15 protein-coding genes are annotated in these 14,489 nt (G+C 40.2%); 4 read left to right on the top strand and 11 right to left on the bottom strand.

Features of this window, described 5'->3' with window-relative positions; all coding sequences use genetic code 11:
• Positions 1-5 precede the first annotated feature (5 nt).
• The gene (locus WCX87_RS02875; protein ID WP_345980535.1) at positions 6-1,394 is read left to right on the top strand and encodes a HAMP domain-containing sensor histidine kinase; all 1,389 of its coding nucleotides are present in this window, start codon (positions 6-8) and stop codon (positions 1,392-1,394) included.
• Positions 1,395-1,398: 4 nt separating this feature from the next.
• Here the strand turns inward: WCX87_RS02875 and WCX87_RS02870 are convergent, their stop codons facing one another.
• Positions 1,399-1,818 carry a thioredoxin family protein gene (locus WCX87_RS02870; RefSeq protein WP_345980534.1) on the bottom strand — a complete coding sequence of 140 codons (420 nt, stop codon included), beginning with the start codon at positions 1,816-1,818 and terminating at the stop codon, positions 1,399-1,401.
• Positions 1,819-1,827: 9 nt separating this feature from the next.
• Positions 1,828-2,574: a TonB family protein gene (locus WCX87_RS02865; protein WP_345980533.1), complete on the bottom strand. Its 747-nt coding sequence runs from the start codon at positions 2,572-2,574 to the stop codon at positions 1,828-1,830.
• Positions 2,575-2,685: 111 nt separating this feature from the next.
• Here WCX87_RS02865 and WCX87_RS02860 point away from each other — a divergent pair, with 111 nt between their 5' ends.
• Positions 2,686-4,023: a DUF4062 domain-containing protein gene (locus tag WCX87_RS02860; RefSeq protein ID WP_345980532.1), complete on the top strand. Its 1,338-nt coding sequence runs from the start codon at positions 2,686-2,688 to the stop codon at positions 4,021-4,023.
• Between the two features lie 154 nt (positions 4,024-4,177).
• On the opposite strand, the gene WCX87_RS02855 is transcribed toward WCX87_RS02860, so the two are convergent.
• Positions 4,178-5,353, bottom strand: a complete 1,176-nt coding sequence (locus WCX87_RS02855; protein WP_345980531.1) for an ammonium transporter — start codon at positions 5,351-5,353, stop codon at positions 4,178-4,180.
• 2 nt (positions 5,354-5,355) lie between these two features.
• Positions 5,356-5,694: a P-II family nitrogen regulator gene (locus tag WCX87_RS02850; protein WP_345980530.1), complete on the bottom strand. Its 339-nt coding sequence runs from the start codon at positions 5,692-5,694 to the stop codon at positions 5,356-5,358.
• Positions 5,695-5,914: 220 nt separating this feature from the next.
• Between WCX87_RS02850 and WCX87_RS02845 the strand changes: the two genes are divergently transcribed.
• Entirely contained in the window at positions 5,915-6,388 is a 474-nt protein-coding gene (locus WCX87_RS02845) for a hypothetical protein (protein ID WP_345980529.1), read from the top strand.
• A 10-nt stretch (positions 6,389-6,398) separates the two neighbouring features.
• Positions 6,399-6,833, top strand: coding sequence for a hypothetical protein (locus WCX87_RS02840; protein ID WP_345980528.1), 435 nt, complete (start codon positions 6,399-6,401; stop codon positions 6,831-6,833).
• Here WCX87_RS02840 and WCX87_RS02835 read toward each other — a convergent pair.
• Genes WCX87_RS02835 through WCX87_RS02805 form a run of 7 tightly spaced genes read right to left on the bottom strand, consistent with a single transcriptional unit; the run spans position 6,821 to position 14,489 of the window.
• Positions 6,821-8,149: an aminopeptidase P N-terminal domain-containing protein gene (locus WCX87_RS02835; protein ID WP_345980527.1), complete on the bottom strand. Its 1,329-nt coding sequence runs from the start codon at positions 8,147-8,149 to the stop codon at positions 6,821-6,823. The two genes, WCX87_RS02840 and WCX87_RS02835, sit on opposite strands and share 13 nt — an antisense overlap.
• Positions 8,128-8,748, bottom strand: coding sequence for an ABC-type transport auxiliary lipoprotein family protein (locus tag WCX87_RS02830; protein ID WP_345980526.1), 621 nt, complete (start codon positions 8,746-8,748; stop codon positions 8,128-8,130). The genes WCX87_RS02835 and WCX87_RS02830 overlap by 22 nt, the downstream gene beginning before the upstream one ends.
• Positions 8,749-9,711, bottom strand: a complete 963-nt coding sequence (locus tag WCX87_RS02825; RefSeq protein ID WP_345980525.1) for an MlaD family protein — start codon at positions 9,709-9,711, stop codon at positions 8,749-8,751. It abuts the gene before it with no gap.
• Complete coding sequence (locus tag WCX87_RS02820; protein WP_345980524.1) at positions 9,708-10,445, bottom strand: ATP-binding cassette domain-containing protein; 738 nt, start codon at positions 10,443-10,445, stop codon at positions 9,708-9,710. Before WCX87_RS02820 ends, WCX87_RS02825 begins: the two co-directional genes overlap by 4 nt.
• Positions 10,446-11,570: an ABC transporter permease gene (locus tag WCX87_RS02815; RefSeq protein ID WP_345980523.1), complete on the bottom strand. Its 1,125-nt coding sequence runs from the start codon at positions 11,568-11,570 to the stop codon at positions 10,446-10,448.
• Positions 11,571-11,580: 10 nt separating this feature from the next.
• Positions 11,581-12,078, bottom strand: a complete 498-nt coding sequence (locus WCX87_RS02810; protein WP_345980522.1) for a chemotaxis protein CheW — start codon at positions 12,076-12,078, stop codon at positions 11,581-11,583.
• On the bottom strand, positions 12,078-14,489 hold the full coding sequence (locus WCX87_RS02805; protein WP_345980521.1) for a chemotaxis protein CheW: 2,412 nt from the start codon (positions 14,487-14,489) through the stop codon (positions 12,078-12,080). The genes WCX87_RS02810 and WCX87_RS02805 overlap by 1 nt, the downstream gene beginning before the upstream one ends.

Genomic DNA, 14,489 nt, shown 5'->3' with positions numbered 1-14,489 from the left:
GATATATGGCTTTAAATAACTTTTTGACCAGCGGTCTGTTTTTTGACGAACACGAACGAAAAATACAGAACTATTACAGTCTGGTAAACATATCATTTATCTTATCTTCGCTTGCACTTCTTTATGCAGCTATACATAACTACTTTGTAGGAGAGTTCGCCCTCTCTTATGCAGAACTTGGGCTCATCGCGTTCAATGTCGTCCTCTTTTTGCTTCTTAGAGTCAAGCGAGAGTATTTTGACTATATAACCACTATCCTTTGTACAGAGTATCTTCTTTTTTTCAACCTCCTTATCCTTTTTAACCCGCCTTCAGAACTGAGACATATCTGGATATTTTCTTATCCCGTAGTCCTTCTCTATTTTAAAGACAAAAACGGAGTGTACTGGCTAGCCGCATTTATAGCTACTATGTTCTTATTCCAACTGCAGCCGTTTGTTCAGACATACTACTCTTTATATCAGATCTCATATCTGGCACTTGCGCTCATCGTCATGTCCGTCATCCTTCAGCTGTACAGAAAAAAGATAGACGAAGATGAAGCGACCATACAAAAACAGAAACAGGAGCTTGAAAGTTTCTCCCAAAAGCTTCAAGAGGAAGTAAAACAAAAGACTAAAGAGCTTTTAGAGATAAACCAGAACCTCGAAAAGCAGGTCGAACAAAAAGTAAACGAGCTTCTAAACAAAGACAGGATCTTAGTGTCTCAGTCCCGTCAGGCTGCCATGGGTGAGATGATAAGTATGATCGCGCATCAGTGGAGACAGCCTCTTTCAAACATCACCCTGCAGATCTCAAGCCTGCAGATAAGCTCGATGCTAAACGAGGTCAGTACGAAAGAGGTACTGGACAAACTCGGCAGCATATCAAATACCATCATCTACCTCTCCGAGACCATCGACGATTTTCAGACATTTTTCCAACCAAACAAAGAGAAAGAGACCATAGATATCTGCAAGATCGTCAAACGTGCCGTGACCTTTACCCTGCCTAGAGCCTTGGCAAAAGATATCTTTATCAACTTTCACTGTAAAAACAGCATCACTATCAACACCCGTACAAATGAGCTTGTACAGGTACTTATCAACATCCTAAACAATGCCATCGACGCGACCATACTCAAACATCCGACAGAGCCTGTCATCACCATAAAGATCGACCAAAACGAAGGGAACGACTCTTTATGTATCTATATAAAAGACAATGCAGGCGGGATAGACGAGGAGATAAAAGATAAGATCTTTGAACCATACTTTAGTACAAAAGGTAAAAACGGGACAGGGATCGGACTGTATATGAGTAAGATGATCATACAAAACCATCTTGAAGGAACCATCGACGCAAGCAACGTCGACGGCGGTGCGCTGTTTAGGTTAAAGATACCTATCAGCTGATAAACTATTTTTTCAGGTTATGTTCATGCTTTGCAGCTTCGATATCGTCTAAAAACTCTCCGACGTCTCTATAACCGGCTGTCTCGAACATGCTCTCTTTCGTATTCGGATCGACAAAGTAGACAACAGGAACGATAGGCGTTCTGTAATAATCAGGCATCTTAGCATTTCTGTCTATAAGCACATTGACAAAGTTTTTCGTCTCATCTGTTATGAAACTGTCCGACAAAGTGTCGTGCTCAAATCTTTTACACCAAGGACAGCCGTCTCTTACAAGGACAAGCATCATGATCTTATGCTCTTTTTTAGCTTTTGCTATCCCTTCATCAAATGAGTTTATATAACCCAGTTTTTTAGCCGCGATAGATGCTTCATTTGCATATAGCGACAACGCCAACAACATAAATACTAACACTTTTTTCATTCGTTTCCTCTAGTTTAATCTATAATTTATGGGCACTACCAAGACGATATCTTCCATCGGTGCAGGAAGCTTTCCTTGCAGGTTTTGGATAGTCCTGAGGGCTGATTTGTCAAGTATATCATGGGAATGCTTGGTAATAATTACGTCTTTTATCTCTCTGTTTTTTAAAAGCGTAAATTTAACTACGATCATACCCTGGATCCTTCGTTTTTGAGCCCTTTGGGGATAGTACAGGTTATCTTTTATCATCTGGGCTATCTTCGATTCATTTTCATTTATGTATCTTCTCTGGATAGCTTTCTGTGCTTCCTCTGATGTTACCTCATCCTGAGCGTTTGTGAGCTCTAGCTTCTTATCTGCTAAAGGAGATTCTGCATTTAAGACTTTCGTATCGACAGGATCGCTTATCTCTTCAGGTTCAGGCTTCTCTTCTACTACCGCTTTTTCTGAAGTAACAGACATCGTCTCTTCAGGTTCAAGCACTTTTTTCGGCTCTTTTTTCACAGGCTTTTTTTCGACTTTTTTCAAAGCTTTTTTTTCGACCGGCTTTTGGAGTTTGGGAGCTTCTTTTTCTGCTTCCTTCTCCACTTTCGGCAAACAGCCGCAATCACAGTTCATGATACACTTAGAGACATCAACGGCAATACGTTTTTCATGCTTGTCAGATAACGCGTAATTGTATATAAACAAAGCCAATACAAGAATAATTATGTGAACAACAAGAGAGATAGAAAAAGAGCTGCTGTGTCGTATCATAGATGAAATAATATCAAAGCTATAGTTATAGAAGTGTTAAATCTATTTTGTCATTTTGGAATAAATGAATATAATGTTTGTTGAATAAATAATTAAAAAAGGAATATTACATTGCTTGACAAAAAATATCAAGTCTTTATTAGTTCAACTTTCATTGACTTAAAAAATGAAAGGGATAATATTATCAAGGCAATCTTAGAAATGTATCATATCCCTATTGGTATGGAAATGTTCAGTGCAGAAGATGAAGACCAATGGGAAATCATCAGAAGAACAATTGATATAAGTGACTACTATATCCTACTACTAGGACTTAGATATGGTTCGGAAACATCTGAAGGCATTAGTTTTACTCAAAAAGAATATGAATATGCACTTGAACGTAAAGTTCCAATATTGGCTTTTTTACTAGATGAAAAAGCCCCTCTATCTCAAGATAAACGTGATAATGACTTAAACAAAATAAATCAATTTAGAAATACTGTTTTAAGAAATTCCAAAATGTCTGATTTTTGGACTAATTGTGATGAACTAACTAAAAAAGTGTCTATTGCATTAATGAAACAGATTATGCAAAAGCCAGGTATTGGTTGGATTCGTGGTGATCAAGGAATTTCACCAGAATTATCCGAAGAGTTAACACTTTTAAGTAAAGAAAACCGCTCATTAAGAGAAAAAGTCATAGACCTTGAGTCAAAGATTTCTCCTAAAAAACCAATTTTAGAAGTTACAATCAATCATCAATCTGAGTTAATATTAAATTTTACAAAGCAGAATATTAAACAAATTGACTTACCTAAAAAACTAGATATAAATACTATTGAAAAACATTTAAAACCTTTTATTGAGCAAAAGGATATTGATGAATATAACTCCAATTTGCCGACCCAAGAAGAAATCGATCAATATAATATAGAAAAAGTAACTTGGCATCATATCAATAATTCTTCTCAAAACTTATTGTTTGAAATTTGTAATTCAGGGACAGTAAAAGCTAATGAAGTCTTTGTAACCATTAAATTTCCGAAAGAAGTGCAAATTGTTGAAATTGACGAAATCAGTGAGTTTAAATTACCTAAATATCCACTTCCAAGTAATCCAATAGCAAAAGCTCAACAAGAATATGAAAAGCAACAAAACAAGGGATTAATACTAGGTTCTTTTTTAAGTAACTCCAATATACTTACTGCACAACTTACTCCTTCATATAATTCATTAGCAAGAATACATAGACTTAATCAAAATTACTGGACTAAATTGGATGATAATACAGTGACACTTAAGTTGAATAGTTTACTGCATACTAGATGCAAGGTTTTTGATGATGAATATAAAATAGTTCCTTTGAAATCAGGTGAATTTGAAGTTCAAATAAGTTTTATTTGTGAAGAATATGAAAAAGAAATAGTTACTTTTCTTCCTTTAAAAATCATAGAAGAAAAACTATAGCAAATTAAAAGAAGTACAAATAACATTTGCTTCCTAATTTTAAATCGTTAGTCAAATTTCTACATCAGTCGTAACATCTGCAGAGTCAAAAAAAAGTAGATTAAAAAAAGGTTTACATGTAAAGCCAAAAAACTTTACATGTAAGAAGAAAAAGTTAGATAGCGCGTTTGAATTCCGGATATGCTTCCACACCGCATTCAACAACGTCGATACCTTGTACCTGCATATCGTCTTCCGCTCTAAACGGTATGAATTTGTTTATAACGAATATCACTATGAACGAGACTACAAAAGCAAATACCGCTACTACGGCTACACCTTTTAGCTGATCCATAAATGAGATGTTGTCGACAAATATACCGACAGCCAATGTTCCCCAGATACCGTTTATAAGGTGGACTGAAAGAGCACCGACGGGATCGTCAAGTCTTAGTTTATCAAACAAAGGAACTGCAAATACGACTAAAGCCCCACCGATAGCACCGATAAGTAAAGGTGTATGGATGTCATAAAGGTTCGCGCCCGCAGTTATGGCTACAAGTCCGCCAAGGGCACCGTTTAAGATCATCGTGATATCGAACAGTTTGTATCTTACGTACATCATGACACCTGCGATGATAGCACCTGCAAGACCTGCAGTGTTTGTGTTTAGTATCGTAAGAGCTACGCTGTCAGCTGCATCTTTTGTAGAGATAGAACCTACAGAACCGCCGTTGAAACCAAACCACCCTATCCATAAAAGAAGCGCACCAAGTACGACTAAAGGGATGTTTGAAGCAGGAATGACGTGGATCATCCCGTTTTTATATCTGCCTTTACGAGCACCGATGATAAGGATCGCCGCTAAAAGTGCCCATCCACCAGTCGAGTGGATAACCGTTGAACCTGCAAGGTCGAACATATGAAGTTCTAAGAAAGTCCCTTTTAACAGGTTCGCTCCCCAAGTCACGTTTACCACTAACGGATAGATCACTGCACCCATGATAAGCGCAAAGAGTGCAAGAGGGATCATACGTACACGCTCGCTCACCCCGCCGCTCATGATGTTGATAGTCTTACCGACGAATGCCATCTGGAACAAAAATGCCGCCCACATGCTGTACTCGATCTTCTCCCAGCTGCCAAATGCGATCTCATACCCCAAAAGCAGGAAAGCCGTTGACGCTACTGCGTAGATCATCACGTTTGTAGTAAGGACTGCCGTTACGTTTTTCGTACGGACAAGTCCCGCTTCAAGCATAGCAAAGCCAGGTACCATAAAGATGATAAGTACCATGGCAAAAAGTGTGAATAGTGTGTCTATTACATATTTGAAATCTGCCTCGACCACGGTTAGATAGCCTCGCTGTCAGTTTCGCCAGTACGAATACGGATAACTTTATCTATGTCAGTGACAAATATCTTACCGTCACCGATCTTCCCTGTACGAGCCGACTCGATGATCGTACTTACTACAGTGTCTACCTGCTCGTCAGCGACTATCATCTCCATTTTTATCTTCGGTATAAAGTCCACTACATACTCAGCACCGCGGTAAAGTTCGCTATGCCCTTTTTGACGACCATACCCTTTTACTTCACTAACAGTCATCCCTGTTATTCCGACATCTGCCAGTGCATCTTTTACATCTTCAAGTTTAAAAGGTTTTATTATAGCCTCAACTTTTTTCATTAGAGCCTCCAAGTTTTAATTGAGCTATTCTATCAGTTATAAAATTACAATTTTATTATTGTTTAAAATTTTAGTATCAAAATTGCATATAAAATGCCACTTTTTCAAAAAAACTCTAAAAGTTGAATGTAAAGTATAATTTTTACGACAACCAAGGAGATAAAGTCTATGTTATAAAAAATGCTGTAAAATGCGAAAAAATGTACTGGAAACAATCTTTATGAATGAATCGACAAAAGAACTTTTTAAATCAAGAAATATAGAAGATATCGCGACAGCTCTGGACATCACCCTGCAAAGCAGAAACGAGAGCCCGTTTTGGATGGATAAAGTGATACCTTTCAGCAGAGCGATCCTCTCGATCCTTGTCCCGTTAAGAGATCAGGACCTGCTTTTCAATCCTGAGGGGACGTACCAGGAAACTCTTACCGAAGAGCTTTTTTTAGAATGGATGGATTTTGTGAGTCTAAAGATGCTGGCTTTTATGATCCAAGAGTCAAACGATGCATCCAGACTTGTAAGAACAAAGATCGACGAACAAAAGTGCATGAGTTACCAGCCCATTGAAGTAGAAACTCTGGCTGCGTATCTTACAAGATACAATGTCAACCTTGAAAATGAAGCACTTGATTTTCCGATAGCGAACTATAACGTGCATCAAGGTGTGAAAAACGTTATAAAATCATTACTATAAGGTATAGAAGATGGAAGAGAACAAAGCCCTAAAAACAGAGAGCTATCTTAACGTAGACGAGATAAACAAGCATCTTGAGAAGGTCGAGTACATCATCATGGCGGCTCCTGCACCTGAGCACTTTAAAGATACACCTATCCATGTGACCGTGTTTTTAAACACTACAGAAAACTTCAGCGAAAATGTTAAAGAGATGATCCTTGACAAGTTCTGTACAGACTATGACATCACAAGATCTGCGGAAGTGATGAGCCAGGTCATGCCTGTCGGATTTGCCGTGACCGCTCACGACACACCGATGCCGATGCTTCTTGTCAAGCCGCAAGACCGCGCAAGCATACCGCATGTACCTATGCATGTAATAGACTTTTTAGCAGACTCCACCTACTTTGAAGAGGTGACTACAAAAAGTCTTACCGGCTGGAGCTATGCTTACGAGTCGTAAAGCGACTCGACCTCTTCGACTGTTTTAGCGATGTCCCTAGAGAGGTTCTCATGCCCCTCTTTTGTCACTAAGATATTATCCTCTATCCTCACTGCGATGCCTCTGTATTTTTTAGGTACGCTTTTATCATCTTCTCTTAGATAAAGTCCCGGTTCGATGGTCAGTACCATCCCCTCGGCTAACGCTATCTCTTTACCGTTTTTATCTTTATAGGGACACTGGTCGTGTACGTCTATCCCCATCCAGTGACCGATGCCGTGAGGAAAGTATGTCTTGTCTTTGCCCTCTTTTACAAGATCTTTGACAGAGCCTTTTAGGATCCCGAACTTTACAAGTGCTTCGCATAACGACTCTCTTGCCGTCTCTTGGAGTTCGCTCTTTTTGACACCCGGTTTTATGGCGTCTATCACGCGAAGCTGCGCTTGCAGTACCGCTTCATAGACCTCTTTTTGCGCCTTTGTGAACTTTCCGCCGACAGGGATGGTACGGGTGATGTCGCTCGCGTACATCTCATACTCGCAGCCCGCATCTATGAGGATAAGCTCACCTCTTTTTAGCACCTCGGAGTTTTCTATGTAATGCAGCGTATTTCCGCTGTTTCCACTCGCTACTATGGTCGTATAAGCATCGCTGTACGCACCGTTTCTTTTAAACTCATACTCGAACATCGCCTGAAGCTCATACTCGCGAAGAGCGTTTTTTTTCATCTTCATCGCTTTGTGATGCGCCTCTTTTGTGATGCTCAGTGCCTTTTTTATCAGCTCTATCTCTGCGGGCGTTTTTATAAGACGCATCGCCTGAGAAATATCTCTTACATGTAAGAACTCTTTAGGAGTGTATTTTGCGGTTCTGCTTTTTGAGACCTCTTTTACAAGCTCCTTTACATGTAAGACTCTTTTGTCTTCACAAAACATGTCGAGGTAGACTCTTTTTTTATTTAACAGAAGCTTCTTTAGCTTTTCATCCAGAAGGTCTATAATATGGACCTTATCTACTAAAAAGCGTTTTTTCGCTTCCTCTTCGCCCAGACGTTTTCCCGTCCAAAGTTCCAGTGTCTTGTCTTTTTTTTGAACGAACAGCAGCTCTTTTGTACTCTTTTTCCCTTTTACCAGTACCAGTGCGGAGTTATCCTCTTTGAAACCTGTCAGATAGTAAAAGTCGCTGTCTTGTCTGTATGGATACTCGGTATCGTTTGAACGTACTTTCTGCGGTGCGCTGAAAAGCACGGCCGCACTGTTTTTTTTCATCTCTTTTAAAAATGTTTCTCTTCTGCTTTTATATACTTTTTCGTCTATCATCTCATCTCTTCTTTGCATATCCCGTCTAACCATTGATTGTTCTCTTTTATTACGTCGTTTAAAGCACTGCTTAGTGACTTTATACCGCCTATGGCATCAAACGAAGCTGAAGGCAGTTTTTTCTCTATCGTCGTCGAGTAAAGAAGTTTTGATCTTTTATGGTCCATAAGCGAGAAATGTATCTTCACGCGGACTTCGGAACTTTTCATATCTTCGCTGAAATGCTGTATAAAATCTTCTACGCTGTATTCAAGCAGATAATCAGGCTCTATACTTGAGCGGTTCGAGACCACCTCTTTAAATATTCCCGCATCTCTCAACTCATTGACGATGGAAGACTTGATGGTTTTAGAGGGGATATCCTGCCAGTTTGATTTTGTATATGTCGAGAGTTCATAATCGCCTACACTGTAGTAGATAGAACGGCTCTGTATAGGACTGTATGTGTCTATATTTTTCACCTGAAGAACATAGCTGCTGCACCCTTTAGAGTCATAGCTCTTTACATCGCTTTGTGTGTCGAGTCTATACTCGTTACTCGCTCCCACTATACTTTGAAACGAACATCCAGATATGAACACTAAGACAAAACTGTAAAAAAGTATTTTTTTCATCATCTACTCTCCCGGGCCTTTTTTGGTTTCCTGCTTTTTAAATATCATATCGTTAGGACTGTTTTCATACTGTTTGAGGATACTGTCAAGCTCGTTCATGACATTTTGCATGTTTTCTAAAGAGTTGTCCAGATTTTTCAGGGTTCCTTTTGATATCTCTTTGATATTCAGCTGACCGTCATCCATCACCTTCTTAAACTCTGCCATTGAGGCCTGAATGACTTTGTAACTGCTTGCAATGGATGCCATAGAGGTTGCAACCTTGTCCGTAAAGTCCACGCCTTTGTCTGTCAAGATCTCGATCTTAGGGATTATCACTTTATCCATCTTATAAGTAATATGATCCAGGTTTTCAAACGTTCTGTGAAGATGCTCTACGCTTTTGTCGTCAAGCAGGGTATTGAGTTTTTTCATAAACTTCTGAGTCTCGTCAAGTGAAAGCGACATGTTTTTTCTATTTTCCTCGTTTAAAAGCTTGCTTGTCTCATCCAAAGTGTCAAAAAGTTTTTCCGTGACATTCCCCACCGAGCTTTCAAACCTCTTAAACAGCGAAGGTTTTGATCTTATGATCGGGTATTCCTCATTTGCAGCTCTTACTAATGTCGGAGAGTTCTCATCTCCCAAAGAGAGGTCGATATATACAAGACCCGTAATCCCCTGCGCATTAAGTGTCGCCGTCGTCGACTCTTTTACCGGTGTGTTTGAGTTTAGCGAAACTAAGACCTCTATCTCTTTGTTGTTCTTACGGTTAATATCGATCTCTTTGACCTTTCCGACATTCACTCCTCTGTATTTTACAGGCGAGTTCAGATTGAGTCCCGAAACAGACTCGTTAAAGTAGATGATATACTCTTTTAAAGTACGTGAATCCGTCGGTCGCATCAGCCAGTATATGCTGAATATCATCGCAATTATGATCGCAAAAACGACTGATCCCACGAATGTATAATTTACTTTATTGTTCATATATCCGCCTTAAAAAATGTTTGGATAAACGGTAAGTCCATCGAGACGACTTCGTCTAGTTTTCCTTCGGCAACTATCACTTTATTATCTATAATAGCTAGTCTGTCTAGTGTATCATAAATTGATTTTAGATCGTGTGAAACCATCACGATAGTAAGTCCGAGCATATCGCGCAGTTTTAAGATCAACCTGTCAAACTCTCTTGCCGAGATGGGGTCTAGTCCCGATGTCGGTTCATCCAAAAAGAGCAGTTTAGGGTCTAGTGAAAGCGCACGTGCTAAAGAGGCTTTTTTACGCATACCGCCGCTTATCTGAGAAGGGTAGAGATAGGCATCGCTCTGGTTAAGCCCTACGATCTCTATCTTATATGCCACTATCTCCGCTATAAGCTTTTTATCCAGATCGGTGTACTCTTCAAGCGGCAGGGCGATGTTTTCAAAAAGTGTCAAAGAGGAAAAAAGAGCTCCGCCCTGAAAGAGGACTCCCCAGTTTCTGCGAAGTCTTTGTGCATCATCGTATGAGATGTCAGAGACATCGTATCCAAGTACTTCGATCTTGCCTTTTTGAAACTCCTGAAGCATCACCATTTCACGTAAAACGGTACTTTTACCGCATCCGCTGGGACCGAGGATCCCATATATTTCACCCTCGTTCACATGCATGTTCAGCCCCTCATGGACGATGTTATCTGCAAATCTGGTGTAGAGGTCTTGTACTTCTATTATCTTTTTCATCTATATCCCCAGATTCGTAAATATGATAGAAAATACAGCATCACAGACGATAACGGCGAAGATGGACTCCACAACACTTTTTGTCGTGTTCAGTCCGATGCTTTGAGTATCCTCTTTGACCAGCATCCCTCTAAACACACCGATCGAAGCTATCAAAAATGCAAAGAACGGCCCTTTGATGATCCCGACAAAGAAATGTTTTGCAGCGATGACCTCGTTAAATCTATCCAAAAAAAGTGCTGTAGAGATATCAAGATCAAGCTTAGCGATAAGCATACCGCCAAGTATCCCGCTCACATCGGATAAAAATATAAGAAGCGGCATCATAACCACAAGTGCGATAATACGCGGCAGGACTAAAAAAGCGATAGGATCAAAACCCATAGTACGCATAGCGTCCAGCTCTTCTGTTATCTTCATCGCACCTATCTGTGCCGTAAAGGCAGAACCGCTTCTGCCTGCTATGACGATCGCCGTGATAAGCGGTGCCAGCTCTCTTAAAATCGAGATACCGAGCATATCTACAATAAAGATATTACCTCCGTAGATCTTTAACTGATAAGCCGACTGGTAGGCGATAACGACACCGACTAAAAAACTTGTGATCGCGACTATCGCAAAAGCTCTGATGGCATTTTCATTTATCTCGAACAGGATCTCTTTATATCTCAATAGACTTATATGTCTTAACACATAGACAAAACCGTATACGATCTGACCAAAGAAGTTTATAAAGTCGATGAATTTCTTATATCTTAAGTAAGCATCTTCTCCGAGTTTTGTTATAAATGATTCTCTTTTTGGTGCAAAGCCGATGATATCTTTGTCTACACCTTTTATCGTGTTCAGTGTCTTTAATATCTTTTCATCACTGCATGTCAATGTTAAAGTAATGTTTTTATCCGGCAGCATCGCTTTTAAACCGTTTATATATATCGCTCCTGCCGTATCAATGGACGTGACCTTTTCTAGGTCTATCTCAAGCTCGGATATTCGTACAAGCTGATTTGCTATATATTGTTTTATCTTAGAAATAGTGTAAAGAGAGAGTTCACCGTCTAGAGCTATCTCTAAACGGTTATCATTAAAAGAAGATTTATATAATAGTTTTTGTTCGTAAGACATAGAACAATTTTTAAAAATCTCTCTCGAGAAGTTTATTTACTTTGAGTATGGTTATGATCCTGTCGGATTGTTTTCCGACACCTTCGATCATACTTTCATCCTCTTGCATAGTATCAGGTGCAGGACCGATGTCCGATTTTCTGATACGAAGTGCTTCGGTTAATCTGTCGATAACGAATCCCGCAACTTCATTGCCGTCTTTCATAACGATAAAACGTGTCTCGTCAGTATGTTTCTTCCCTTGAAGACCGAATTTCAGTCTCAGGTCGATCAACGGAATAACAGAACCGCGGAGGTTAAAGACACCAAGTACATAATCAGGTGTCTGAGGGACTCTTGTCCATGAGATAGGCTTAATGATCTCTTGAATATTTAATATAGGCACACTGTACTCTTCGTCACCTATGATAAACCCGACTAACTGAACAGCATCTTCGAGTTGACTTACCGTACCTCTTAGCTGTTGATCACTTTGCTTATTGATAATATTTTTTAGTTTATCACTCATTATGCTAACTCCGCTTTAAACTTGATGTTTCTTTGTACGACACTCGCCAGATAATCCGATGAATACGGTTTCGTAATATATTCTACCATTCCAGACTCTACACCGCGCATACGGTCAGATTTGCTTGAACGAGATGTAACCGCGATCAGAGGCAGATTTTTGTACTTATTATACTTTTTGATCTCGTTAGCCAGTGTATAACCGTCCATTCTCGGCATCTCGATATCTATCAGCATTGCATCGAAATTATGCTCACCCTGTTTTAAGATATTGAGTGCTTCCTGACCGTCTACCGCTTCTATTAAAGTGATCCCCATTGGCTCTAACGCTTTTCTCATGATAGTTCTGTCTGTTTTTGAGTCGTCTACGATCATAACACAGTAATCACTCGCTTTTGTCTTCTCTTTAGAAGCTGACGCCGCATTTGATTCTATCATCGGTTTTGCTTTGACTGTTTTTGCCATCTGCATAAGTGCCGCGACATCGACGATAAGTGTAACACCTCCGTCACCGCGGATCGTAGCACCTGCGATACCTTCCATACCTTTTAGATACTCTCCTAAAGACTTGATAACGATCTCTTCCTGACCCACTAGCGAGTCAACGATAAGACCCAGTTTGCTTTCAGCCAGACCGAGTACGACGACATATGCATGTTCAGCAGCATCTATGATACGTTCTACTTCAAAGATGTCACCGATATGTACAAGTGACAATACTTCGTCACGAAGTCTCATAACCGAACGGTTATCGACCGTATATATCTCATCTTTAGAAATACGTACCGTCTCTAGAACCGATGCTAAAGGAATAGCATAGTATTCCTCTTGAACACCGACAAGAAGCGCTTGGATGATCGCTAACGTCAGAGGTATCTTCAGTTTGATAGAAGTCCCTTTTCCGACCTCACTGTCTATATCGATAATACCGTTTAGTTTTTCGATATTTGTCTTAACAACGTCCATACCGACACCGCGTCCCGACACGCTTGTAACCGAAGCGGCAGTTGAGAAACCAGGCTTGAAGATAAGAGCAAAAGCCTCTTTATCACTCATAGAGTCTGCTTCTTTTTCGGTGATGATACCTTTTTCCAAAGATTTGTTTTTCAGCATCTCAGGATCTAGACCTTTTCCGTCATCATCGATCTGAACCACGATATGGTTCCCTTCGTTGTATGCTTTTAAGATGATCTTACCTGTTTCCGGTTTTCCAAGCATCACACGGTCTTCTGTCGACTCGACACCGTGGTCACAAGAGTTACGAATGATGTGAACCAGCGGATCACCTATCTCTTCGACGATAGATTTATCCAGCTCAGTGTCTTCACCGAATATCTCCAGATCGATCTTTTTATTTAACTCGCGTGAAAGGTCACGGATCATACGAGGGAACTTGTTAAACACTTTTCCTATCGGAAGCATCCTTGTTTTCATAACCGCTATCTGAAGATCTGTCGTTACAAGAGAAACGATAGATACGACTTGGTTCAGTTCCTCTAAGAACTCCTCACCCTCATAACGCTCTTCGACATCGACATTGATCTTGATCAAACGGTTTTTTGCAAGAACAAGCTCACCGATAAGATTCATCAAGTGATCAAGTCTTTTTACATCCACACGGATAGTCTGCTCGACCATAGCCGGGCTTGATTTTGCAGGAGCTGCAGCTTTTACTTCTTCTTGAGCAGCTTCTTGTCTTTTTGGCTGTGTCGGTGCTTTTGGCACTATGGCACTAGCAGCAGGGGCAGGAACTTCCTCTTTTTTCTCTTCCGCTTTAGCCGGTTCTTCTTCAGCATCAGGCATCTGAGGGACCTCTTCGCCTGCTTCAAGTTTTGCTTTTCTTTTTGCTTTGTCTTCTTCTTGTCTCTCAGCTAAAAGTCTAGCTATCTCAGCTTCGACCTCATCTTCGCTCATCTCGTCATAGTTAGGTTCGTCCGCTGCCGGAACCTCTTCTACTTCCGGTTCTTCTACGACCTCTACAGGTGCAGGCTCTTCAGCTTTTGGTTCACTTGCAGCCGGAGCTTCCGTACCGTTTGATTTCGCATCGAGTCTTGCAACACACGCAGATACGTCAATACCTTGATCGGCACCCGTATCACGGATCGTGTTTAAAAGCTCTTTCATCAAATCGATCGACTCTAAGACGACATCCATAACGTCAGGAGTGATGATCAAGTCACCGTGTCTTGCTTTATTTAAGATATCTTCCATATGGTGGGTAAGATGAGTCAGTACATCAAAGTTTAAAAATGATGAAGCACCTTTGACCGTATGTGCAACACGGAAAATACGGTTTAAAAGATCTAGATCTTGAGGATTTGTCTCTAGTTCAACCAAATCTTGGTCTAACTGCTCTATAAGCTCAAAAGATTCAACTAGAAAATCCTGTAATATTTCTTGAAATTCATCCAT

It is taken from the genome of Sulfurimonas sp. HSL3-2 (assembly GCF_039645965.1).
GTDB classification, from domain to species: Bacteria; Campylobacterota; Campylobacteria; order Campylobacterales; family Sulfurimonadaceae; genus Hydrocurvibacter; species Hydrocurvibacter mobilis.
The sequence above is the reverse complement of the archived record's forward strand: the minus strand, read 5'-3'. Positions and strand labels throughout refer to the sequence as shown.

Coding starts and splice junctions, on each gene's coding strand:
- WCX87_RS02870 (WP_345980534.1), bottom strand. CDS start 1,818: ATGAAAAAAGTGTTAGTATTTATGTTGTTGGCGTTGTCGCTATATGCA.
- WCX87_RS02865 (WP_345980533.1), bottom strand. CDS start 2,574: ATGATACGACACAGCAGCTCTTTTTCTATCTCTCTTGTTGTTCACATA.
- WCX87_RS02830 (WP_345980526.1), bottom strand. CDS start 8,748: ATGATGAAAAAAATACTTTTTTACAGTTTTGTCTTAGTGTTCATATCT.
- WCX87_RS02840 (WP_345980528.1), top strand. CDS start 6,399: ATGGAAGAGAACAAAGCCCTAAAAACAGAGAGCTATCTTAACGTAGAC.
- WCX87_RS02820 (WP_345980524.1), bottom strand. CDS start 10,445: ATGAAAAAGATAATAGAAGTACAAGACCTCTACACCAGATTTGCAGAT.
- WCX87_RS02875 (WP_345980535.1), top strand. CDS start 6: ATGGCTTTAAATAACTTTTTGACCAGCGGTCTGTTTTTTGACGAACAC.
- WCX87_RS02825 (WP_345980525.1), bottom strand. CDS start 9,711: ATGAACAATAAAGTAAATTATACATTCGTGGGATCAGTCGTTTTTGCG.
- WCX87_RS02815 (WP_345980523.1), bottom strand. CDS start 11,570: ATGTCTTACGAACAAAAACTATTATATAAATCTTCTTTTAATGATAAC.
- WCX87_RS02805 (WP_345980521.1), bottom strand. CDS start 14,489: ATGGATGAATTTCAAGAAATATTACAGGATTTTCTAGTTGAATCTTTT.
- WCX87_RS02810 (WP_345980522.1), bottom strand. CDS start 12,078: ATGAGTGATAAACTAAAAAATATTATCAATAAGCAAAGTGATCAACAG.
- WCX87_RS02850 (WP_345980530.1), bottom strand. CDS start 5,694: ATGAAAAAAGTTGAGGCTATAATAAAACCTTTTAAACTTGAAGATGTA.
- WCX87_RS02835 (WP_345980527.1), bottom strand. CDS start 8,149: ATGCAAAGAAGAGATGAGATGATAGACGAAAAAGTATATAAAAGCAGA.
- WCX87_RS02845 (WP_345980529.1), top strand. CDS start 5,915: ATGAATGAATCGACAAAAGAACTTTTTAAATCAAGAAATATAGAAGAT.